General features: G+C 75.5%; 23 protein-coding genes. 13 read left to right on the top strand and 10 right to left on the bottom strand.

Annotated features, from left to right (window positions below; translation table 11 throughout):
- Positions 1-16: 16 nt before the first annotated feature.
- The 3 genes from ACFYUY_RS22080 to ACFYUY_RS22070 form a co-directional block, all read right to left on the bottom strand.
- Positions 17-214 carry a DUF397 domain-containing protein gene (locus ACFYUY_RS22080; protein WP_387902707.1) on the bottom strand — a complete coding sequence of 66 codons (198 nt, stop codon included), beginning with the start codon at positions 212-214 and terminating at the stop codon, positions 17-19.
- A gap of 296 nt (positions 215-510) precedes the next feature.
- Positions 511-723, bottom strand: a complete 213-nt coding sequence (locus ACFYUY_RS22075; RefSeq protein WP_360207094.1) for a DUF397 domain-containing protein — start codon at positions 721-723, stop codon at positions 511-513.
- On the bottom strand, positions 707-1,543 hold the full coding sequence (locus tag ACFYUY_RS22070; RefSeq protein WP_387902704.1) for a helix-turn-helix domain-containing protein: 837 nt from the start codon (positions 1,541-1,543) through the stop codon (positions 707-709). Before ACFYUY_RS22070 ends, ACFYUY_RS22075 begins: the two co-directional genes overlap by 17 nt.
- A 118-nt stretch (positions 1,544-1,661) precedes the next feature.
- On the opposite strand from ACFYUY_RS22070, the gene ACFYUY_RS22065 reads away from it, so the two are divergent.
- The 3 genes from ACFYUY_RS22065 (at position 1,662) to ACFYUY_RS22055 (ending at position 2,649) form a co-directional block, all read left to right on the top strand.
- Positions 1,662-1,862, top strand: a complete 201-nt coding sequence (locus ACFYUY_RS22065) for a hypothetical protein (RefSeq protein ID WP_387902701.1) — start codon at positions 1,662-1,664, stop codon at positions 1,860-1,862.
- Positions 1,862-2,107 carry a hypothetical protein gene (locus ACFYUY_RS22060; RefSeq protein WP_360207101.1) on the top strand — a complete coding sequence of 82 codons (246 nt, stop codon included), beginning with the start codon at positions 1,862-1,864 and terminating at the stop codon, positions 2,105-2,107. The genes ACFYUY_RS22065 and ACFYUY_RS22060 overlap by 1 nt, the downstream gene beginning before the upstream one ends.
- Before the next feature lie 77 nt (positions 2,108-2,184).
- Positions 2,185-2,649 carry an NUDIX domain-containing protein gene (locus ACFYUY_RS22055; RefSeq protein WP_360207104.1) on the top strand — a complete coding sequence of 155 codons (465 nt, stop codon included), beginning with the start codon at positions 2,185-2,187 and terminating at the stop codon, positions 2,647-2,649.
- On the opposite strand, the gene ACFYUY_RS22050 is transcribed toward ACFYUY_RS22055, so the two are convergent.
- The 4 genes from ACFYUY_RS22050 to ACFYUY_RS22035 form a co-directional block, all read right to left on the bottom strand.
- On the bottom strand, positions 2,634-3,479 hold the full coding sequence (locus ACFYUY_RS22050; protein WP_387902698.1) for a BPL-N domain-containing protein: 846 nt from the start codon (positions 3,477-3,479) through the stop codon (positions 2,634-2,636). The two genes, ACFYUY_RS22055 and ACFYUY_RS22050, sit on opposite strands and share 16 nt — an antisense overlap.
- Positions 3,480-3,932: 453 nt before the next feature.
- A complete protein-coding gene (locus ACFYUY_RS22045; RefSeq protein ID WP_387902695.1) occupies positions 3,933-5,567 on the bottom strand; it encodes an alpha/beta hydrolase in 1,635 nt (544 codons plus the stop codon).
- A 40-nt stretch (positions 5,568-5,607) separates the two neighbouring features.
- A complete protein-coding gene (locus tag ACFYUY_RS22040) occupies positions 5,608-5,910 on the bottom strand; it encodes a response regulator transcription factor (protein ID WP_387902692.1) in 303 nt (100 codons plus the stop codon).
- Positions 5,911-6,054: 144 nt separating this feature from the next.
- Positions 6,055-6,276, bottom strand: coding sequence for a hypothetical protein (locus ACFYUY_RS22035; RefSeq protein ID WP_387902690.1), 222 nt, complete (start codon positions 6,274-6,276; stop codon positions 6,055-6,057).
- A 354-nt stretch (positions 6,277-6,630) separates the two neighbouring features.
- Here ACFYUY_RS22035 and ACFYUY_RS22030 point away from each other — a divergent pair, with 354 nt between their 5' ends.
- The 8 genes from ACFYUY_RS22030 (at position 6,631) to ACFYUY_RS21995 (ending at position 14,661) form a co-directional block, all read left to right on the top strand.
- Positions 6,631-7,653: a response regulator transcription factor gene (locus tag ACFYUY_RS22030; RefSeq protein WP_387902687.1), complete on the top strand. Its 1,023-nt coding sequence runs from the start codon at positions 6,631-6,633 to the stop codon at positions 7,651-7,653.
- Between the two features lie 182 nt (positions 7,654-7,835).
- On the top strand, positions 7,836-8,366 hold the full coding sequence (locus tag ACFYUY_RS22025) for a hypothetical protein (RefSeq protein ID WP_387902684.1): 531 nt from the start codon (positions 7,836-7,838) through the stop codon (positions 8,364-8,366).
- Positions 8,367-8,544: 178 nt separating this feature from the next.
- Positions 8,545-8,817 carry a hypothetical protein gene (locus ACFYUY_RS22020; protein ID WP_360207119.1) on the top strand — a complete coding sequence of 91 codons (273 nt, stop codon included), beginning with the start codon at positions 8,545-8,547 and terminating at the stop codon, positions 8,815-8,817.
- 183 nt (positions 8,818-9,000) lie between these two features.
- A complete protein-coding gene (locus ACFYUY_RS22015) occupies positions 9,001-9,873 on the top strand; it encodes a JmjC domain-containing protein (protein ID WP_360207122.1) in 873 nt (290 codons plus the stop codon).
- Positions 9,874-9,996: 123 nt separating this feature from the next.
- The gene (locus ACFYUY_RS22010; protein WP_387902680.1) at positions 9,997-10,881 is read left to right on the top strand and encodes a JmjC domain-containing protein; all 885 of its coding nucleotides are present in this window, start codon (positions 9,997-9,999) and stop codon (positions 10,879-10,881) included.
- 96 nt (positions 10,882-10,977) lie between these two features.
- Positions 10,978-11,535, top strand: a complete 558-nt coding sequence (locus ACFYUY_RS22005; protein WP_387902678.1) for a cupin domain-containing protein — start codon at positions 10,978-10,980, stop codon at positions 11,533-11,535.
- An 826-nt stretch (positions 11,536-12,361) separates the two neighbouring features.
- Positions 12,362-12,811 (top strand): iron chaperone, encoded by a 450-nt coding sequence (locus tag ACFYUY_RS22000; RefSeq protein ID WP_387902676.1) that lies wholly within the window; start codon positions 12,362-12,364, stop codon positions 12,809-12,811.
- 260 nt (positions 12,812-13,071) lie between these two features.
- Positions 13,072-14,661, top strand: a complete 1,590-nt coding sequence (locus ACFYUY_RS21995; protein ID WP_387902673.1) for a serine/threonine protein kinase — start codon at positions 13,072-13,074, stop codon at positions 14,659-14,661.
- Between the two features lie 121 nt (positions 14,662-14,782).
- Here the strand turns inward: ACFYUY_RS21995 and ACFYUY_RS21990 are convergent, their stop codons facing one another.
- The 3 genes from ACFYUY_RS21990 to ACFYUY_RS21980 form a co-directional block, all read right to left on the bottom strand.
- A complete protein-coding gene (locus tag ACFYUY_RS21990) occupies positions 14,783-16,093 on the bottom strand; it encodes an MAB_1171c family putative transporter (protein ID WP_387902671.1) in 1,311 nt (436 codons plus the stop codon).
- Positions 16,090-16,830 (bottom strand): hypothetical protein, encoded by a 741-nt coding sequence (locus ACFYUY_RS21985; RefSeq protein ID WP_387902668.1) that lies wholly within the window; start codon positions 16,828-16,830, stop codon positions 16,090-16,092. Before ACFYUY_RS21985 ends, ACFYUY_RS21990 begins: the two co-directional genes overlap by 4 nt.
- A gap of 357 nt (positions 16,831-17,187) precedes the next feature.
- Positions 17,188-17,688 carry an XRE family transcriptional regulator gene (locus ACFYUY_RS21980; protein WP_387902665.1) on the bottom strand — a complete coding sequence of 167 codons (501 nt, stop codon included), beginning with the start codon at positions 17,686-17,688 and terminating at the stop codon, positions 17,188-17,190.
- A gap of 370 nt (positions 17,689-18,058) precedes the next feature.
- Here ACFYUY_RS21980 and ACFYUY_RS21975 point away from each other — a divergent pair, with 370 nt between their 5' ends.
- Positions 18,059-18,745, top strand: a complete 687-nt coding sequence (locus ACFYUY_RS21975) for a hypothetical protein (protein WP_387902662.1) — start codon at positions 18,059-18,061, stop codon at positions 18,743-18,745.
- Positions 18,746-18,897: 152 nt separating this feature from the next.
- Complete coding sequence (locus ACFYUY_RS21970) at positions 18,898-19,425, top strand: hypothetical protein (protein ID WP_387902659.1); 528 nt, start codon at positions 18,898-18,900, stop codon at positions 19,423-19,425.
- Positions 19,426-19,430 lie beyond the last annotated feature (5 nt).

Raw genomic sequence — 19,430 nt, 5'->3', positions numbered from 1 at the left:
GCGGTGGCTTGCCGGTTCAGTCGAACTCGCCGGTGCGGACGGCGGCGAGGAAGGAGCGCCAGGCGTCGGCGGTGAAGGTGAGGGCCGGGCCGTTGGGGTCTTTGGAGTCGCGGACCGGGACGGTGGCGGGGAGGCCGTTGGCCACCTCAATGCACTCACCGCCCTGGCCGCTGTGGGTGCTCTTGCGCCAGGTGGTGGGGTGGGTGTCGTTCATCCGGTGCCCTCCTGAACGAGTGTTGCTGAGCTCACATCACGGTAGGGCTGGGAGTGGGAAGTCGGCGAGACCGACTTCAGGGGTAGACCGCGAGCACCTCGCGGTCGTGGCCGGCCTTGAGGTTCATGTGGTGGGTGTCGGACCAGACCACTCGTTCACCAACCTTGAGGTAGAGACGGCCGTTGGGGGAGAAGCCTGGTGCCGTGCTGCCGTTTGCCCTGGTCGGGTTGAACCTGCTGGGGGAGTTCAGATCGCCTCGCCGCCCCGTGGGTGGGGCGGCGAGGTGGGTGTTGCTGTCAGTGGGCGTCGAACTCGCCGGTGCGGACGGCGGTGACGAAGGACTGCCAGGCGTCGGCATGGAAAAGGAGGGCAGGGCCGTGGGGATCCTTGGAGTCGCGGACAGGGACGATGTTTTGGTAGCCGTCTGCGACTTCGACGCACTGGCCGCCTTGTCCGCTGCGCGTGCTCTTGCGCCAGCGGGCGCTGGATAGGTCAAGATGCACTTTCAAATTCCTTCCGTACTATGCGGATCAGCTCAAGTGACGCGGCCAGCGGCAGCGCCTCGGCTTGCAGCCGATCGTAGTCTCTGGCCCAGCCTGCCAGGGTTTCGGCATCTCGCTCGAGAAAACCGCGCTGGTGGCTCTCCGAATACCCGAGCAACGAGCGGTTCGGCATCGTCAGCAGGGTTACCGGGTGAGCGAACGGTCGACTCTCCCCAAGGCCGATCGGGGCCACCTGGATGGTCATGTTTGGGCGGCCGGCTAGTTCTTCCAGGTGTGCCAACTGGTTGGCCATCACGGTCGGCCCGCCGACTGGGCGTCGCAAGCTCCATTCGTCTAGCACAGCCTGGACGAAGGGGGGCGAGGACTGGTTGAGCCGCTCCTGCCGGGCGAGGAGAAAGCGCATGCGCTCGTCGGCCTGCTGCTGCGTAACTGTCCCCCGTCTCACGGGTGCTTGCTCGTATGCGGCTGCGTAGTTTGGAGTCTGAAGCAGTCCTGCAACTACTCCGATCTCGAACAGCCGGACCGTAGTGGCCTCCGCCTCCCGCTCGGCGTACTCGGGGAAACCTTCTATGAGGATGCTGTGTTCGAGCTGGTCAAGCATGAGGGCGAGCGTGCCACCGGTGGTGAGGTACTCGTCCACGACCTCCACGAACCGACGGCTCGGCGGGCGGATGCCGCGCTCGATGCTGGAGATGTAGGCGCCGGAGTAGGAGATGGCCTCTCCGAGCTCCGTCTGGGTCAGGCCGCGTGCCTCGCGTGAGCGGCGGAGCTGGATCCCGAGGGCCGCATAGGGAGATGACGTGGGATCAAGATCCTTACGGTTCATGATGCTTCCCAACTGAACCATGCTGAACTGGCGACTTCAGATCCTTCCCTGCGAGGGGGTCGTTCCGCAACCATTTTCCACACAGAGCGTGAAAGATCGGCTGCGGAAGGTTATTCCCATGACGCATGACCAAGTGCCCGAGCTGCACGGCTACGGGGTTCGGTGGGACCCCGAGGGGCGGTGTTACCGGGTGCGGAACGAGATGACGGGGGAGTGGCTGTGCCAGGACTCCGGCGGGTTGAAGGGGTTCTCCTCCTTCACGGATGCCTGGAGTGCCTGGCGGGTGTTCGAGGTGCACAAGCGGCCGGGGGAGCACTGATGTCGACCCTCTCCCGCGTGACCGCCGACCAGCGGCGCCAGGCCGCCGACGCCCTGGACGACCTGACCACCGTGCTCGCCCTGGGCGGGGTGACGTTGCCCTCCGCTGAGGTGGACTGGGAGTACGGGCGCCGCACCGGCTGCTACCTGGTCGCTCTGGGGGCGGCCCGGGCGTCCGAGGTGCTGCGCATCGTCGACCTGCTGCGCAAGGGGCTGCGCTACGAGCGCCTGACGTATGACGACTGACCTCCTCGCCCGCCTGCTCTGGTGGGCCTGCTTCGCCCTGCTCCTGCTGTTCGTCGCCCTGAGGAAATGACCCCCTGATGCGCGATCCCCGCCTCCTCGCCAAGCCGCCCGTGTGCCGGCTCGGCTGCCTCGCCCTCGTCCGCAACCTGCGCGGCGACGTCCTGCTCGTCGACCCCGACTACCTGGACGGCATGATCCTCCCGGGCGGCCCGGCCCGGCCCAACGAGCCCCCGCACCTGGCCGCCGCCCGCCACCTGCACCACGACACCGGCCTGACCCTGAACCTGACCGCCGTCCTCGCCGTCGACTTCACCCCCGCCGACCGCCACCTGGAACGCCTCGCCCTGGTCTTCGACGGCGGCACCGTCACCACCGAGCGCCTCACCGTCCCGCCCCGCCACCGCAGCGCCCTGCTCGGCGCCCGCTTCGTCCCCGTGCGCCGCCTGCCCGACACCATGGCCCCCGCCCAGGCCGCCCGCCTCACGGAGGCCCTCTCCGGACGCTCCCTCCCCCTCCTCCAACTCGGTCAGCGGGCCGCCTGAAGGGCGTGCAGGAGGTCCTCGCCCAGGGCTTGGCCGGTGGCCGACTCGTCGGGCAGCCCGTAGTCGCGGTACCAGTCCGCCGGTGCCTCCGGGTGCGGGCCGCTGACGCCGACCCGCCCGGACCCGTACGGGGCGACGACGGCCGCGGCGCGCTCGTTGCCGTAGCGGGCGAGGACGTCCACGCCCGGGCCGTCGACGTCGAAGTACGGGCCGTCCTGGAAGTACATCCGCTGCGGGCGGCCGCGCCAGACGACGGCGACGAGGTGGTCCCGGTCGTCGGTGACGGTGGCGCCCGGAGTGCGGATGTACTGGCCGGAGTCGCCGGGCAGCAGGTCGTAGCCCGGGTCGCCGGCCAGGTAGCCGCCCATGCACAGCCCCAGGTAGCGGCCGCCGGCGCGGACGTAGTCGCGCACCAGGTCCGGGGTGAAGCCCGGCTCCTGGCGCAGCAGGCGCCAGGCGGTGCCGACCTCCTGGCCGTTGGTGCCGCCGGGTTGGGCGTACAGGGCGGCGTGGTCGAGCGCGCCGGGGCCGAAGTGCAGGTGCTCCTGCGGCCCGATGTAGTGCACGGCGTAGCCGTCGTGCTCCAGCAGCTGCCGGGCGGCCTCGGGGCAGCCGTCGCAGGCGGCCGGGCCGCGGTAGACGAGGGCGAGCGGGCGCCCGCCCAGGTCACCGGCGGGGTCGTCGTCCGTGCCGTCCGCGGAGGACTCGGGGGAGGCCGAGGAAGCCGGGGCGGCCGGGGCCGGTGGCGCGGGGGAGGAGCTGCACGCCGAGGCCGTGAACACCGCCACCGCCACCGCCAGGGCCGCCGCTGCCCGTCGAATCCGCCTCATCGCCCGCGCGCCCCCCCACCGTCGACACCCCTGGCCCTGCCGCGGCACGCGGTGTCGACCGCATGCCGACGGCGACGCTACGGGCCGTCCGGGGTGCCGTGCACATCCGCGGCCACGGACGGGTGACGGGCGGGCCCGCCGGCCCCGGGCGGCTACCCGGTGGCGAGCGTGCGCAGGGCGCTCGCAGCGCGTCGGCCTCGGCCGGCGGCAGCGCCGCGAGGAAGCCGCGGTCGGCCTTCGTCCGCACACGCTCGGCCCGGCGCAGCAGTCCCCTTCCCTGCGTGGTGAGTCGGACGATGGTGCGGCGCCGGCCGGACGGGCTGCGCCAGCGCTGCGCCCAGCCCCTCGACCCGCTGCGGAACTGAAGGCCGCAGCGCGCGGCTGTCGACGAGGGGGTGGGTCACGTTCGGCGCCGGGCGGCGGCAGGGGGTCAGCGCGGGCAGCGGGCAGGGGTCAGCGCGGGCAGGTGGTGTCCGCGGCGGGCAGGGCGCCGGTCACCAGGTAGGCGTCGACGGCCTGTTGGGCGCACGGGCTGTAGCCGCCGAGGTAGAGGCCGTGGGTGCGGCCGGGGACGGTGACCAGGCGCGAGCCGTGCAGGCGGGCGTGCATGGCGAGGGCCTCTGGGTAGGTGGTGTGGGTGTCGCCGGTGGACTGGATCTGCAGGGCGGGCACGGCGTTGTCCACCGTCACCGGGGTCTCCCGGGGCGCCTGCGGCCAGAACGCGCACGGCGTCGGGCCGTTGTAGACCGGGCCGAAGACCGGCTGGGAGGCGCGGGAGCGCTCGACGGCGGCGCGGTACCACTGCGGGTCGCGCGGCATGGCGACGTCGTCGCACAGGACGGCCATCGCGGAGGCCAGGTCGAGGTCCGCGCCGACGACACGCGGCTGGAAGACGACGGTCAGCAGCTCGTGCAGCCCGGGCGTGACCTGCACCGGCTTGCCGTCCGCGGCGTCGAGGAGCTGGCGCAGCACGGCGGCGTAGTCGGCGCCGTCGCGGTCGTCGCCCTGGCAGACGGTGAGCAGCACCGGCAGCAGGCGGCCGTCGACCCGGAAGCCGTCGACGGCTATCGGTGCGGCCTCGGCGCGTCGCACCAGGTTCTCGACGGTGGCGCGTACGGCGGCCGGGGTGGCGCCGAGGCCGTACTCGCCGTGGCGGGGGGCGGCCCAGGCGGCGAAGTCGTCGAGGGCCCGCTCGTGGGCGGGGCCCATGTCCTGGAACATCCGGATGCCGTAGCGGGCGGGGTCGGGGGCGCTGTCGAGGACCAGCCGGTCGACGCGGCCCGGGAACATCTGCGCGTACACCGCGCCCAGCAGCGAGCCGTAGGACTGCCCGAACCAGGAGGTGCGCCGCTCGCCGAGGGCGGCGCGCACGAGGTCGACGTCGCGGGCGATGTTGCGGGTGGTGAGGTGGGGCAGCAGGTCGGGGTACTTCGCCCAGCAGGCGTCGGCGTCGTTCTTCGCCAGGCGCAGGCTCTCCTCGAAACCGGACTGGTCGGTGCCCACCGAGCGCAGCCAACTGCCGCGCTCCAGGCCGCAGTCCAGGGCTCCGCTGGCGCCGGTGCCCCGGGTGTCCATGCCGATGACGTCGTAGGCGGCGGCCACCTCGGGCGCGGCCCGGGACAGCAGCGCGGCGGGCATGTCCAGGCCGCGGCTGCCGGGGCCGCCGGGGTTGGTCTGCAGGATGCCGCGGCGTTCGGCCGGGTCGGTGGCCCGGATCCGGGAGATCGCGAGGTCGAGGGTGCGGCCCCGGGGTGCGCGGTAGTCGAGCGGGACCTTGAGGGTGGCGCATTCGGTGCCGCTGGCGGCGAGCCCGGGATCCGCGCAGGTGGCCCAGGTGATCGGCTGGTGGCGGTAGGCGGCGAGTCCGTCGGGGCCGGTGACCTCACCGGGGGCGCTGTCGGCGGTGCTGTCGGGGGCCCCGTCACTGTCGGGGGCGGTCCCGGGATCGTCCGCGCGGGCCCCGGGTGGGGCGGCGGACTGCTGCGGGGCCGTGGACCGCTGCGGGGCGGCGGGCGCCGGTGCCGCCGTGGCGGCGAGGAGGGCGGCCGTGGACAGGGCGAGGGCGGCGAGTGCCGTGCGGTGTCTCATGCCGCCACCCTAGGTTCCCGCAGGTGTCGCTGATTGACCGTCAGTTGACGCCGAGGCGTCCGGAGATGGGCATCGCGGCGTGGGCGAGGAGGGCGAGCTGGATCCGGTTGCTGGTGCCGGTCTTGGCCCGGATGCGACGCAGGTAGGTGTCGACGGTGTGCGGGCTGAGCTCCAGGCGGCGGGCGATCGCGCCGTAGGTGGCGCCCTGGGTGAGGAGCTCCAGGACCTGGCACTCGCGCTGGCTCAGCCCGGCGATGGCGGAGGCGGCGGGGGCCGGCGCGGTGGGCGCGGCGGGTGCGGCGGGTGCGGGCGCGGTGGCGAAGGACGGGGTGGTGACGGGCATGTCGGAGCCTCTCTGCCGCGGGCGGGCCGGGACGGACCAGGACGGACCAGGACGGAACGGGACGGGACGAGCCGGGGCGGGCCGGGGAAGGCGGCCGGTCGGGGTGGGCCCGACCGGCCGGCGGCGCCACGTGCGCCGGGGGCGTCACATGATCGGCTTGCAGAGCGGGGTGTGGCAGCTGCCGCCCCAGGAGGTGTCCGCGATGTTCTTGGTGGCGCCGGGCGGCTGGAGCACCGGCGACGGCTGGGCCGACCCGACCGCCGGCCGGGTGTCCGTCGCCGCCGCGGCCGAGGCGGAGGCCGCGCCGCCGACCGCGGCGGTGAGCAGTCCGGCGAGCAGGGCGGTGGCGGCGACGAAACGCTTCAAGGGGTCCTCCAGGACGCGACAGGGGAGCGGGCGGCGGGCCGGGAGCCGTGATCGGCGGGGCCCGGCGGCCTGTGAACTAGCATGACGATCAAGGGCCGCCCGCGCCATCGATCGGGGCCCCACCGACAGCACTGGCAGCAAGATGACCGGGGGACGGAAGTGGACGTTTCACCCCAGACCCCGCCGCATCCGCCCCGGTCGGCCGCCACGGGCACGGGCCCGGGCGTCGGCCCAGGCCCAGGCCCCGGCGCCCTGGACGGGGCGGTACCGGCAGCCCTGCCCGTCCCCGTTCCCGTTCCCGTTCCTGTTCCCGCGCCGGCTCCCGAGCCGGCCGACGGTGCCGCCTACGCCTGGGTGCTGGAACACGGCAGCCTGGACGCGGCCGCCCTCGCCGCCCACCTCACCGGCCTCGGCCTGGACCCCGACGGCGCCGCACCCGCCCTCGAACGCCTCCTGGCCTGGCAGCTGGTCCACCGCGACCCCGACGATCCGCGCCTGGGCCGGGCCGTCGCCCCCGAGGCCGCGATGGCCGCCCTGGCCGCCCCCGTCGAGGCCGCCGTCCGGCGCAGCCGCGCCGAACTGGCCCACCGCCAGGCCCTGGTGGCCGGCTTCCTGCCGGTCCACCGGCAGACCGTCGCGGGCGGGAACGCCGCCGCGGACGGGCCCGCCATCCGCGCCGCCGGCGGGAACGCCGCCGCCGCCGACGCCCCCGGCGCGGACGACCCCCCGCAGCTGCAGGTCATCGCGACCCTGCCGGAGGTCCGCGCCGCCCTGGACCGCGCCTCCGCCGAGTGCCGCAGCGAGGTCCTCACCAGCCAGCCCGGTGGCGGCTCCCGCGTCCCCGCCGCGATGGAGGACGCGCTGCGGCGCGACCGCGTCCTGCTCGCCCGAGGAGTGCGGATGCGCACCCTCTACCACCACACCGCCCGCTTCAACGGCCCCAGCCAGGCCTACGTGGAGGCGGCCACCGCGCTCGGCGCGGAGTACCGCACCGCCCACGAGCTGTTCGGCCGGCTCATCGTCTTCGACCGCGAGCTCGCCTTCCTGCCCCTGGACGACGGCTCGTGGGGCGCCCTGGTGGTGCGTCAGGAAGCCCTGGTTGCGTACCTGTGCGAGATCTTCGAGCAGACGTGGACGCTGGCCAGGCCGTTCGCCGAGGCGGCCGAGGACGGCTTCGGGCAGGTCGCCCAGGAGCTCGACCAGACCATCGTGCGGATGCTCGCCGCCGGCCTGAAGGACGAGGCGATCGCCCGCCGGCTGGGCATGTCGCTGCGCACGGCCCGCCGCCACATCGCCGACATCATGGACGAGTTGGCGGCCGACAGCCGCTTCCAGGCCGGTGTGGCCGCGGCCCGCGCGGGGCTGCTGGACGACTGAGCCCCGGACGGAAGGCCCGTCGGGAAGGCCGACCCGTCCGCCCCGCGACGGGCCGGCCGAGCCCGCCCGTGTCACGTGATCCCGGGACCGGGAACCCGGGACTGTGCGTCAAGGCGGCCGCTGCGCACGATGGATCATCGGAGCGGGGGCGGCGGGAACCCGGCCGAGGCGGAGGTGAGGCGATGCTGTGGGGCGAGGAGTCGCACCTGCCGACCCTCCGGGACGACGACCTGCTGCAGGACGTCGTCGGCTTCCTGCAGCGCCGACTCGGCCACGGTCCCGCCCTGTTGTGGACCGAGGACGACGGCCCGGGCGGCGACGAACCGCCGTCCGCGCCGGACGCCCACCGACGGTCGAGGCACACCGCCGCCCTCGCCGCCGCGCTGCACGAGCGCCTCGGACGGCTCGTGGAGCCGGCCGCGGTCGGGGGCGCCGGAGCCCTCACCGGCCGGAGCGCGAGCAGCCTGTTACTGTTCCAGCGCCGCGGCGCCGGGCGCGTCCAACCGACCGGCCCCGGTGGGCGGTTCGGGCCGGACCGGGCGGACGGATCACCACAGACCGTCCGGCTGAGGCCCGGGCAGTGGCTGCTGCTGCCACCCGGCTGCGGCTACCGCCTGCAGTGCCGGCCCGGCGCCGAACCGCTGGTGCTGCGCATCCCGCTCACCGCCGGCAACGGCACGGCGCGCCCCGACACCCCCGGGCCGGCCGGCTGACCACACACCACCGCGCCACACCGCCCCCTCCCGGCCACCGGATCCCGCCTCCCCGGCCACCGGAACCCGCCTCCCCGGCATCCCCCCGGCACCAGGCCGACGCGCCCACCGGCGCACGGCCGCCCCACCGGGCCCGCCCGACCAGGGCGCGCCCACCCCCGTCCCGAAGGAGACCACCATGGGTACCCGCACCACCGCCACGACCACCACCTTCGCCGTCCTGGCCCGCCGGGCGGCGCTGTCCGTCGCCGCCGCGGCCGCCCTCGGCGCGGCGACCCTCGCCCCGGCGGCCGCCTCCGCCTCGGCCGGCCACGCCCCGACCGTCCACGGCCCGGTGGTGCGGACGCCGGCCGTCCACGGCCCGGTCGGCCACGGCACGACGCCCGACGTGCACACCGACCACATGGCCATCGACGACTGCGGCCACCACTGCCCCTCGCACATCAGCTGACCCCGGATCCCGGACCCCGCGGACGCGGGTCCGACGACAGACCCCAGGGGCTCCGGCGGCCGTCCAGGCCACCGGGGCCCCCGGCCCGCGCCCGCCCGGCCCGCGAGGCCCCGACGCCCGCCGCAACGCCCCGTACCGGCCGCCCCGCCCCCGACGAACCACCGGAAAGGACCCGCCACGGCCATGGACCGGCTCGAACGCTGCGTCGGCGACCCCGAGACCTTCCTGCGCCGGCACTGGCGCCGGGGCCCCGCCCTCCTCCACCCCGCCGACCCGCCCACCCGGCTCCTCACCCCGCAGGCCCTGTCCGACCTCGTCGACGGCGGAACGCTGCGCACCCCGTACGCCACCCTGTCCACCGCCGGGGGCGACCCCCTCCCGGAGGAACGGTTCTGCACTCCGCGGACCGTCACCGGCCACCCCCTCCAGGGCTGCCTGGACCCGGCCCTGGTCCGCACCCTGATCCAGGACGAGGGCGCCACCCTCCACCTGCACCACCTCGAACACTGGCACCCGGGCGTCCGGGAACTCACCACCGGCCTGGCCGAGGCGACGGGACGCCCGGCCGAGGCCTTCCTCGACCACACCCCGCCCGGACCGTACGGCCCCACCCACCGCGCCGACGGCGACCTCCTGGTGATCCAGCTCGACGGCACCACCCACCGGCGCGTCCACCCCGCACCCGCCGACCCCGCCTGGCGGCCCGGCCGCGAGGACACCCCCGGACCGTGCCTGCTGGAGACACCCGTCCACCCCGGCGAGGTGCTCTACGTCCCCGACGGCCACGCCCACACCGCCCGCGCCACCGGGCCCGCCCCCTCCCTCCAGCTGACCGTCGCCCTGCGCGAGGCCCGTGCCGACCACCTGCGCGCCCGGCTGCGCACCCTGCTCGCCGACAGGCCCGCCGACGGGCCCGCCCTGCCCGAGCGCCCCCTGGACGAGGCCGACCTGCTGCGCGCCGGCGCCGTCCTGCTGGACCACCTGCGCGCCCGCCTCGCCGCCGTCACCCCCGAGGACCTGGTCGCCGGGGCCCGCCGCACCGCCCACGGCGCCTGACCCGCCGCCCGGGCCGCCGCCCGAGTCGCCCGAGCCGCCCGGCGGCGCCCCGACCACCAGCCCCGGCCCGCCGGCCCGCCCCGAACCCGGCCCGCCCCGACCGCCCGAGAGCGAGACCCGCAGATGACCCAGAACTGGCTGCACCGCTGCGTGGCGGACGAAACGCACTTCCGCACCGCCCTGTGGCGCACCGCCCCGGCCGTGCTGCGCCCCGCCGACCCGCCGCTCGAGGTCCTCACCCGCCCCGAACTCGAGCGGCTGCTCGACCACGGCCTGCTGAGGACCCCCTACATCGGGCTCCACCAGGGCGCCGCCGAGCTGCCCGCGCACCGGTTCTGCCGCCCCCGGGCGGCGCTCGGCCAGGTGCTGGAGGACTGCGCCGACGGCCCGTCGGTGCGCGCCCTGGTCCGCGACGAGCGGGCCACCGTACTGCTACGCCACGTCGAGCAGTGGCACACCGGCGTGCGCGCACTCGCCGCCGGCCTGGGCGCCCGCCTCGGCCTGCCGGTGCAGGCGGACTGCGTCCTCGCCGCCCCCGGCGGCCGGGACCACCCGGGGCACGGCGAGGACGGCGACGTCCTGGCCGTCCAGCTCTGGGGCACCGGACGCTGGCGGGTGCACGCAGCCCCTGCCACCGAGACCGCCCCCGCGTCCGGCGCCGGGCCCGCGGCGGCCGGAACGGGCGAGCTGCTGCCCGACACCGTGCTGCGCCCGGGCGAGGTGCTCTACGTCCCGCGCGGCCTCGCGTACGCCGCCCGCGCCGAGGGCGGCGAGCCCTCCGCCCACCTGGCGCTGACCGTGCGCGAACCGGCCACCGCCGACCTGCGCGCCGTCGCGCAGGCGCTGCTCACCGAAGGCTGCGACCTGCCGGAGCGCCCGCTCGGCGAGGCCGCCCTCACCGCCGCGGCCGCCGACCTGCTGGCCCACGCCACCCGCGTCCTGGACCAGCTGACCCCCGCCGACCTGCTCGCCGTCACTCGCGCCGTCCAGCTCCGCGGTCTGTCCTGACGGCCGGCCGCCACCGGCCGCGCTCCGGAATTGACCCATGAAACCGAGGTGGAATTGCCACCTGCCCGTGGGTCTTTGGCGATCTAGTCTGATCACATGACGACGACGAACACCACCGCCACCGCCGCTGCCACCACCGACACCACCGACACCACCGCCGTCCAGGCGCCCACCACGGCCCCCGTGCTGACCCGCTGCGCCGAGGCCGAGATCTGCGCCGACCCGAGCAGCACCATGACCCTGCTCGCCGACTCCGCGCACACCGAGGGCGGCTTCACCAGCTACCGCTCGACCTTCGCCAAGGGCGCGGTCGGGGCCCCCGCCCACTTCCACACCAAGGCGTGGGAGCTGTTCTTCGTGATCAGCGGCTCGCTGCAGGTGCTGCTCGGCGAGGAGGTCACCGTCCTCGGCGCGGGCGACTTCCTGGCGGTGCCCCCGCACACCCCGCACGCCTTCGCCGCCGCCCCGGGCGCCGAGGCCGACGTCCTGTTCGTGTTCACCCCGGGCATGGACCGCTTCGACTACCTGCGCCTGCTGGGCAGCGTCATGCGCGGCGAGAGCGACCCGAGCGCCATCGCCGCCTCCGCCGAGCGCTTCGACAACCACTACGTCGACAGCCCCGCCTGGCGCGCCGCCCTCGCCCGGAACGCCTGAGCCCCGGACGGCCCGAGTGCCCCCGGACGGCCCGAGTGCCCGGGCCTGCCGGTGCCCGGGCCGTGGGTGGGTGCTCCCGACGGGCCGGGGCGGGCCCGGTGTGGAACGGTGGAAGCCGGGGGTCCTGGTGGTGAGAGGAGAAGCCGATGTCGTCGAAACGTCGTCGCAAGAAGAAGGCCCGGGCCAGGCGCGGTGCCAACCACGGCCGCCGCCCCCAGTGCTGAGCACCGGGGCGTGAGCGCCCGGCTCCGCATTCCGGCTCCCCAGCGCGGGCCGGGGCCCATCCGCCCCGGCCCGCGTTGCTGTGCGTGCGTCCTCTCCGTGCGTGCCGCCCCGTCGGCCACACCCGTCCCGCGAGACGGGCGACGTCCTCGGCGCCGGCGGGATCCCGATCCCCGCCCGGTGCCCGTCCGACCGGCGCGCCGTCCTTGCACCCGACCCTGCCGGGCCCGAACCGCGGTCGGGAACCCGACGTTCTTCCATGATCCCTCCTGGGAAAGCCGTGTGGCGAACAGTCAGGCGATGTCACGTCACATGTTTTTTCCGTCAGGGTCGTTCGCCCTGGAACACGGCCGTCACCGGGTGGGGATCCCGGCCGTCGACTCCCGCGGAATCCTCATGGCGGCGTTGTTCAAGTGCGCGAACCATCGTTCAACTGCGTTGCCGGAGCACCGGATAGCCTTGCGTGCGGCGGACCTTTCGCCGTCCACCTGCGGCAGCAGGAATGCTCTTCGCTCAGTGCTGGTCGTCGTGGCCCGGTGTCGGTGAGTCGGGATAAGGTCCCCTCAAGATCCCGCACATCGAGATCCTCAATGGGAGATCTGACATGAGCAGCAGCGCAAGCAAGCACGAGGGATTCTCGGCCGACGAACGGGCCGCGATGAAGGACCACGCCGAGGAGCTGAAGAAGGCGGCCAAGCGCGGCTCGAAGGCCGACAAGGCGGCTGAGGCCGAGCGGGACGTGCTCGCGAAGATCGCCGAGATGCAGGACTCCGACCGGGTCATGGCCGAGCGCGTCCACGCCGTCGTCACGGCCAACGCCCCGGTGCTCGCGCCGAAGCTCTGGTACGGGATGCCCGCCTACGCGCTGGACGGCAAGGTCGTCCTGTTCTTCCAGAGCGCCGAGAAGTTCAAGGCCCGCTACGCCACGCTCGGCTTCAGCGACCAGGCGAAGCTGGACGAGGGCACCATGTGGGCGGCCGGCTTCGCGCTGACCGAGGTCACGGCCGAGGTCGAGGAGAAGATCGCCGCGCTGGTGAAGCAGTCGGTCAGCTGACGCACGCCTGAACCGCATGTGACGCACCCCCGGTGGACGGGCCGGGCCCCGGTGGCCCGCGTCCTCCCGGGGAAGGACCGCCTGGGCCGACGGGGCCGGGCGGTCCCCGTCGTTTCGCCGGTGCCCCTCCGGCTCGGCACCGTCGGACTCGATGGCCCACTGGCGGTGGGCCGGCGGCATCCCTACGCTCGGTGCGAGTGCGCGAGCGGTCGCTGTTCGTGCCGGAGGTCCGATGGCGGAGCAGCGGGGGGCTGTGGGTCGTGGCGGGTACGGCATTCCGGTTCGCGGGGCTGCGGGAGCACGATCCTGACGGCTTCGGCGGGTTTCAGCTGCTGGCACGGCTGGGTGAGGGCGGGATGGGCCAGGTGTTCCTGGCCCTGTCGCCCGGCGGGGTGCCGGCGGCGGTGAAGGTGATCCGCTCGGAGTTCACGCAGGAGCCGCAGTTCGCCGAGCGGTTCGCTCTGGAGATCGCCGCCGCGCAGCGGGTGCGGGGTGCGCACATCGCCCCCCTGCTGGACGCGGACGCCCGGGCGGAGCGGCCGTGGCTGGCGACCTCGTACGTAGCCGGCCCTTCGCTGCGCGACCTGGTGCTGGGCACCCGCGGGCTGCCGGAGCGTCAGGTGCTGCTGCTGGCAGGGGGGATCGCGCACGCACTGGCGGACATCCACGCGGCCGGGGTGGTGCACCGCGACCTGAAGCCCGCGAACATCGTGCTGGACGAGAGCGGGCCCAAGGTCATCGACTTCGGGATCGTGAAGTCCCTGACCCAGTCGGTGACCTACTCCAGCCAGTCGACCCGGATCGGCACCCCGTTGTACATGTCGCCCGAGCAGGCGATGGGCCGTGCGGTGGGCCCGGCCTCGGACGTCTTCGCGCTCGGCTCCACCCTCTACTTCCTGGTCACCGGACGGGAGGCGTTCGGCGCGGAGAACGAGTGGGCGGTCGCCCACCGGATCGTCGCCGACACCCCGGACCTGGGCGCTGTCCCCGAACCGCTGCGCCGGCTGATCGCCGACTGCCTCGGCAAGGACCCGGGCCACCGCCCGACACCTGCCCAGGTCCGGCAACGGTGCGAAGCGCTCCTCGGAGGCGCGGCCGGCCCGGGAGCCTGGATGGGCATCGACGGGGCGCGCGAGGCGATCCGCGAACGCACCGACGCCCTGCGCGCGCTCACCACCCCGCAACCGCCCCAGACGGGCCGCACCCCCACCGGGCCCGGGACCCGGCCCGATCCCGGAGACGGCGACGAGCGGGAGCCCGACCGGCCACCGGGGCCGGCTTCACGGCCCGGCCCGCCCGGCGAACGCCCGCCGCAGCCGCCGGATCACCCCAAGGAGCGCCCTCCCGCAGAGCTCGTCAAGATCCTGCTCCTCATGGCGGCCGCCGCTCTCTTCGGAGCGGGCAAGAACCCGATGATGGAGCAGACCTTCACGCTCACCGCCGAGCAGAAGACGGTTCAGGTGGTCCTGGCCTTCGACTGGAAACACCTCTTCGGAGCGGCCAACGGCAGCCCTGACCCGAGTGACTGGCTGGTCGTCCCGATCGGCTTCATCGGGGCCGCCGTGGCGATCGTCCTCGCGGCGACCGGGCTGCCCCGCGCGGGACGCGAACCGGGGAAGCTGGCAGCCGTGGGAACCGGGATCTCCGTGCTCTGGGCCGGGCTGTCCATCCTCCTCCTCCTGGGGAGCCTCCAGGACCACAGTGGTGACTCCGGGTACACCGCCGTGAACAGGCGCCTCCTGACCGGCGGATGGCTGCTGATCGCCGCGAACGTCCTGGTCCTGGCCGCCGGCGCCGTCCTGATCTGGTGGGAGGAGATCAGGCCGACCCTGAAGCCGAACCGGAACTGACCGGGGCCGTCGACCAGAACGCGCCGGGAGCGGGCGAACGAGGGAGCGCGGCACCGCCCGGCCTGTCGTGCGGGGGTCCAGGGCATGGGTGACGTGGTGTTCCCGGGGCGCCTTCGCCGCTTCACCGCCCGAGCAGCCCCGGGCCCGCCGGTGGCTCGGCCCCGGGCCCGTCCACGGCGGGGGAGCGGGCGGAGTGGGCGGCGCGGGCCCGGGTGCGGACCTCGGCGACGGCCGGGCAGGTCGCGTAGACGCGGGTGAGGTGCGCCAGGTGGTCGGCCTCCGACCCCAGGGCCCGCGGCGGTTCGGCCGACGGGACGGCGGCCGGCACGGTGGGCGCCGCACCCGGGTCGGGCAGGGCGCCGGCGGCCGCGCGCTCCAGGGCGGCCGCCAGCGCCGCGGCCTCGGCGGTGGCCGCCGCCCGGTCGGCGGGCGGCGGGAAGCGCCGGGTCGCACCGGCGAGCCACTGCGCGGTGCGCGGGTCCAGGTGCTGGCGCAGGATCAGCCGGGCGTCGTGGATCTCGATGATCCGCCGGTACAGCGCGAACTGCGGGTCGCGCGGCGGCAGGAGCGCCGACAGCCGCCGGACCGGGACGAGCGCGATCTCCGGCAGCACGGTGTGCAGGTCCCGCCAGAGCGGGGCGAGCGCCCGGTGCCGGCGGTGGGCCAGCAGCCAGCCGCTCACGGCGGCCGGCACGACCGGCCACAGCGTCGCGCCCAGGCCCGCCCCGAGCAGGGTCACGCACACCAGTCCCAGCACGCCGCACAGGGCGTCCTCGGCGCCGTCCTGGGAGCCGGTGGCGGCCGCGCGCACCACGTCGTCGACGCCCCAGGCGGTCCACAGCAGGCCGGCGGCCACGCCCAGCACGATCAGCCGCAACCCGGTGCGCGTGGGTCCCGGCCCGCCGGACGCCCGGGTGAGCCGCAGGAGTTGACGCAGCAGGGCGGTGAGGCAGTGGGCGAGGTAGAGCACGCCGACGGCGCTGTACCCGGCCAGCGCCAGGTGGGCGCCGGTGGACGGCGCGGCGCTCAGCTCGCGGGCCCCCGGGCCGGGCGAGGCCAGGGCCAGCAGCGCCGCCCGCAGCGCCAGTATACCGGCGAGCACGGCGAGTCGGCGCCGCACCGCCCGGCGCCCCGGTTCGGGGGTGCACAGCGCCAGGGCGAGCAGCCGCACCGCGCAGGCCGCGCACAGCCGCAGCGCCTCGCCCACCAGCACCGGCACCAGGGGGACCACCGGCACCGGTGCGAACGGACCGAGCCGGTCGGCGAGTTCGACGCTGGGCGGGGCGAGCAGCAGCAGGGCGGCGGACAGCAGGGCGGCGGCGTGGCGGGTGTAGCGGGCGACGGCGCGCGGGCCGGTCCGGCGGCCGGGGGCGAGACGGCAGGTGCCCAGGGCGAAGAACAGGGCCACGCCGTAGACGGTCAGGCCGGTCACGGCCGTCCCGTCCGCGGCGTGGCGCCCGCGGAGCCGGCGCGCGGTCTCAGAGCGGCGCCCGGGCTCGGGTCGGCGCCCGGTGCTGCTGCGGGTGCGGTGCCCGGGCTCGGTGCGGTGTCCGGGCTCGGTGCGGTGTCCGCTGTCGGTTCGGGTGCCGGTGCGGTGCCCGTGCCCGGATCGGTGTCCGCCGGCGGCCGTACCGCGGGTGCGCCGGTGAGCAGGGCGTCCAGGGCGTCCAGGAGGTCCAGGCCGCCGGCGCGCGGTGCGGCGTCGGGGCCCGGCGGGTGGGCGGCGTCGGCCTCGGAGGCCCGGCTGAGGATCAGCGAGGCCAGCAACTCGGCCTCCCGCTCCTGGGGTTCGTCGTAGCAGGTGCGCCCGAGCACCCGCTGCACCAGCGCGGGGGACAGGTGCGGCAGCAGGGCGGAGACCGGGCCGAGCGGCGCCGAACCGGCGTGTTCCAGCAGCAGGTGGGCGATCTCGTGGACCAGGATGTGCCGGCGGTGCAGCGCGCTGGTGTCCGCGGTGTACAGGATGTAGTCCGTCTCCCGGGTGGAGACCAGCAGCCCGCAGGGCGTCCCGGCCCGGGCGGCCACCGGCAGCAGGGAGATCGGCCGCCCCCGCCGCCGGGCGAGCCGCTCCAGCAGCACCGTGGCGTCGAACGGGCTCGGCAGTTCCAGTCGTTCGGCCACCCGCCGGCAGCGCCGTAACGCCACCCGGTAGCACCTGTCGTCCCACACGCCGTGTTCCCTCCCAGCTCAGCGATCCCTCACCCCCCGATCCCCCGATCGCTCCGGGTCCCCCGACCCGGCTGCCCCCGATCCCCCCGACCCCCCGGGTCTGCGAACCCTGCTCCCACGGCCCCGCTCCCACGGCCCCGCTCCCACGGCCCCGGCCCCAGGGCCGCGGCCGGCCCCGAACCGTGGCCCCCGACCGTGGCCCCCGAGCGCCGTCCCCGGCGGTGCGCCGATCCCCCGATCGGCCCGCCCGCCGGGCCCGTCGTGCACCTCCCCGTGCGCCCCCGCCCGTCGGCCCTCCCGCCCTGCTCGCCGGCCCTGCCCGCCGGCCCTGCCCGTCCGCGGCCCCCGCCGCCGGCGTCAGGGCGCCTGGTTGCGGCGCGCCGCGTCCCGGCGGGCGATGACGTCGATCAGCTCGCTCACCGTGTCCAGGCCCTCGGGCGACAGCCCGACCGCGCGCAGCGCCAGGCTGCACACACCCGCGTCCCGCAGCGCGCCGAGCAGGGCGAGCTCCTTGGCGATCTCCGCGCCCTGCCGCTCGTCGAAGAAGTACGCCGGCGGCACCTGGAAGAACCGGGCGAGCGCCTCCAGGTGGCGCTTGGTCGGGTTGTCCCGGCGCCCGGTGCGCAGCTGCCACAGGTAGGTGGTGGAGAAGGACTCCCCGGTCGCCGCGCGGCAGGCCCGGGCGACCTCCTCGTTGGTGTACTGCTCGCGGTCGGGCCTGCGGACGGTCTGGAACAGCGCCTCGATCCGGGCCGCCAGCCCGGACGGCTCCGCCGGCCCGGACCGATCCGACGGCCCGGACGGTTCCACCCGTGCGGACGGCTCCGCCGGCCCGTCCTCCCGGGGCGACCGTGCCATGACCCACCCCACCCTTCCCCCGGCCGGGCCCCGCGCACCGCGCGCCCTGGTGGGCGCGCCGGGACCGGCCACGCCACGATAGCCCAACGGCATGAGCTGACGTGGATCCCAAGTCACCCGGGATTCACCTTGGTTGACCCTTCCGGAGGTGCCTGACATGCTGGACGGAAGGCGGCCCGAACGATCTGACGAGTCGTCAGACTCGTTCTTTTTGCCGACACTTGACGTTTCCCCCGGGGCGGCCGAACGATCTTCGCCCACCGGTAGAGTGACCGGCTCCCGTGGGAGCGCGAGGTGTTGACGACCAGCGGTGGCACCCGGCCCGACCGGCCCGGCCCGCCGACGGCAGGAACTGGGAAAGGGGACAACCGTGGACACGGCGGCACGACGACCGCAGACCGTGCGACTGGGCTTCCTGTGGCGGGCGGCCGGCGCCCCCGTCGGCTGTGTGCTCGCCCTCGCGATGGGCGCCGTCCTGGCCGACTCCGGGGACGCCGGCCGGATGGGCGCCGTCCCCGCACTCCTGCTCTCCGGCGCCGCGGTCCTGTGCGCGGCCCTGCCCGTCCCGTACGGCTTCTGGGTCCGCGCCGACGAACACGGCCTCACCCTCGTCCGGGCGTTCGTCCCGCGCCGCTACCGGTGGCGCGACATCGACGGCCTCACCATGGACGCCGGACGCGACACCGACTCCGGCATCCCCAGGCTCGTCCTGCTGCTGCGCCTGAACCCGGACCCCCGCGCCACCGCCCGTCCCGTCCGCTCCCGCCCGTCCCTCCGCTCCCTCCGGCCCCTCGGCTCCCTCCGAGGGCCCGGCCGCGCCGACCGGGGGACCCGCCTGCACGGGCCCGTCCTGGGCATCCTGGGCACCACCCGCGACGGACTGCCGCGCGGCACCGAATCCCGCCGCCTCGCCGACCTGTTCGACCTGCTGCGCCGCCACGGAGTCCCGTTCGAGGACCACCGCTACGCCGACCTCGTCCTCACCGCCCACGGCTACCCCGCACTCGCCCACACCGCGGGCCCCGGGGCCCGTCCCGAAGCCCGCCCCGCCGCCTGACCCCCGGGCGCCCCTGGCTCTGAAGCGGCCCCCTGACCCTCTGACGCCTGGAACGCCCTGCCGCCGCGTTGAGCCGCCCGGCGGCCCGCGGCCGTAGTCCCCGACGGGTGCGCGCCCGCCGGACGGCGCGCCAGGACGTCAGGAGGGCCGGCGTGCTCAGGTTCCACGGCGCGTGGCGGATCACCGTGGTCGGCAAGAACGCCGACTTCGACCAGCGCGCGGTGGTGCGCAGCCCCTACGGAGCCCGGGTGCTCCCCGGGCGGGTCGGCGCCACCCTGGACGTCGACGAGGACAGCTGGGCGCTCACCCTGGAACACCACCTGTGGGGCCGCAGCTGGCAGCCTAACCTGCGCACCACCCCCGGGCCGGTCACCGAACGCGACGGCGTGCGCAGCCGACTGCTGGTCAGCAACGACTGCCACTGGCCCGGCAAGCCCCTGGACTACGTCAACTTCGTCCTGCGCCTCGACCAGCTCCCCACCGCCGCCCCGCACCCGCTCCCCGTCCGGGCCGCCGCGCGTCACCTCGCCGCCGTGCCCCCGAACCCGGCCCCCGCCCGGGCCGCGCGCCACCTCGCCGCCGTCCCGCCGCCACCGGCCGCGCCCCGCGCCGTGCGCACCTCCTCCGACGGCCCCGCCACGGCCGCGCCCCGCCCGCAGGAGGACACCGCCACCCGGTAGGGCCC

It is taken from the genome of Kitasatospora sp. NPDC004745, from assembly GCF_042873275.1.
In the GTDB taxonomy this organism is placed as follows: domain Bacteria; phylum Actinomycetota; class Actinomycetes; order Streptomycetales; family Streptomycetaceae; genus Kitasatospora.
The sequence above is the reverse complement of the archived record's forward strand: the minus strand, read 5'-3'. Positions and strand labels throughout refer to the sequence as shown.

Excerpts from the sequence above, each read along its gene's own strand:
- ACFYUY_RS22080 (WP_387902707.1), bottom strand. The coding sequence starts at position 214 with ATGAACGACACCCACCCCACCACCTGGCGCAAGAGCACCCACAGCGGC.
- ACFYUY_RS22025 (WP_387902684.1), top strand. The coding sequence starts at position 7,836 with ATGCTGTGGGGCGAGGAGTCGCACCTGCCGACCCTCCGGGACGACGAC.
- ACFYUY_RS21980 (WP_387902665.1), bottom strand. The coding sequence starts at position 17,688 with ATGGCACGGTCGCCCCGGGAGGACGGGCCGGCGGAGCCGTCCGCACGG.
- ACFYUY_RS22000 (WP_387902676.1), top strand. The coding sequence starts at position 12,362 with ATGAGCAGCAGCGCAAGCAAGCACGAGGGATTCTCGGCCGACGAACGG.
- ACFYUY_RS22070 (WP_387902704.1), bottom strand. The coding sequence starts at position 1,543 with ATGAACCGTAAGGATCTTGATCCCACGTCATCTCCCTATGCGGCCCTC.
- ACFYUY_RS22015 (WP_360207122.1), top strand. The coding sequence starts at position 9,001 with ATGGACCGGCTCGAACGCTGCGTCGGCGACCCCGAGACCTTCCTGCGC.
- ACFYUY_RS22005 (WP_387902678.1), top strand. The coding sequence starts at position 10,978 with ATGACGACGACGAACACCACCGCCACCGCCGCTGCCACCACCGACACC.
- ACFYUY_RS22065 (WP_387902701.1), top strand. The coding sequence starts at position 1,662 with ATGACGCATGACCAAGTGCCCGAGCTGCACGGCTACGGGGTTCGGTGG.
- ACFYUY_RS22055 (WP_360207104.1), top strand. The coding sequence starts at position 2,185 with ATGCGCGATCCCCGCCTCCTCGCCAAGCCGCCCGTGTGCCGGCTCGGC.
- ACFYUY_RS22010 (WP_387902680.1), top strand. The coding sequence starts at position 9,997 with ATGACCCAGAACTGGCTGCACCGCTGCGTGGCGGACGAAACGCACTTC.
- ACFYUY_RS22050 (WP_387902698.1), bottom strand. The coding sequence starts at position 3,479 with ATGAGGCGGATTCGACGGGCAGCGGCGGCCCTGGCGGTGGCGGTGGCG.
- ACFYUY_RS22045 (WP_387902695.1), bottom strand. The coding sequence starts at position 5,567 with ATGAGACACCGCACGGCACTCGCCGCCCTCGCCCTGTCCACGGCCGCC.
- ACFYUY_RS22020 (WP_360207119.1), top strand. The coding sequence starts at position 8,545 with ATGGGTACCCGCACCACCGCCACGACCACCACCTTCGCCGTCCTGGCC.
- ACFYUY_RS22060 (WP_360207101.1), top strand. The coding sequence starts at position 1,862 with ATGTCGACCCTCTCCCGCGTGACCGCCGACCAGCGGCGCCAGGCCGCC.
- ACFYUY_RS22040 (WP_387902692.1), bottom strand. The coding sequence starts at position 5,910 with ATGCCCGTCACCACCCCGTCCTTCGCCACCGCGCCCGCACCCGCCGCA.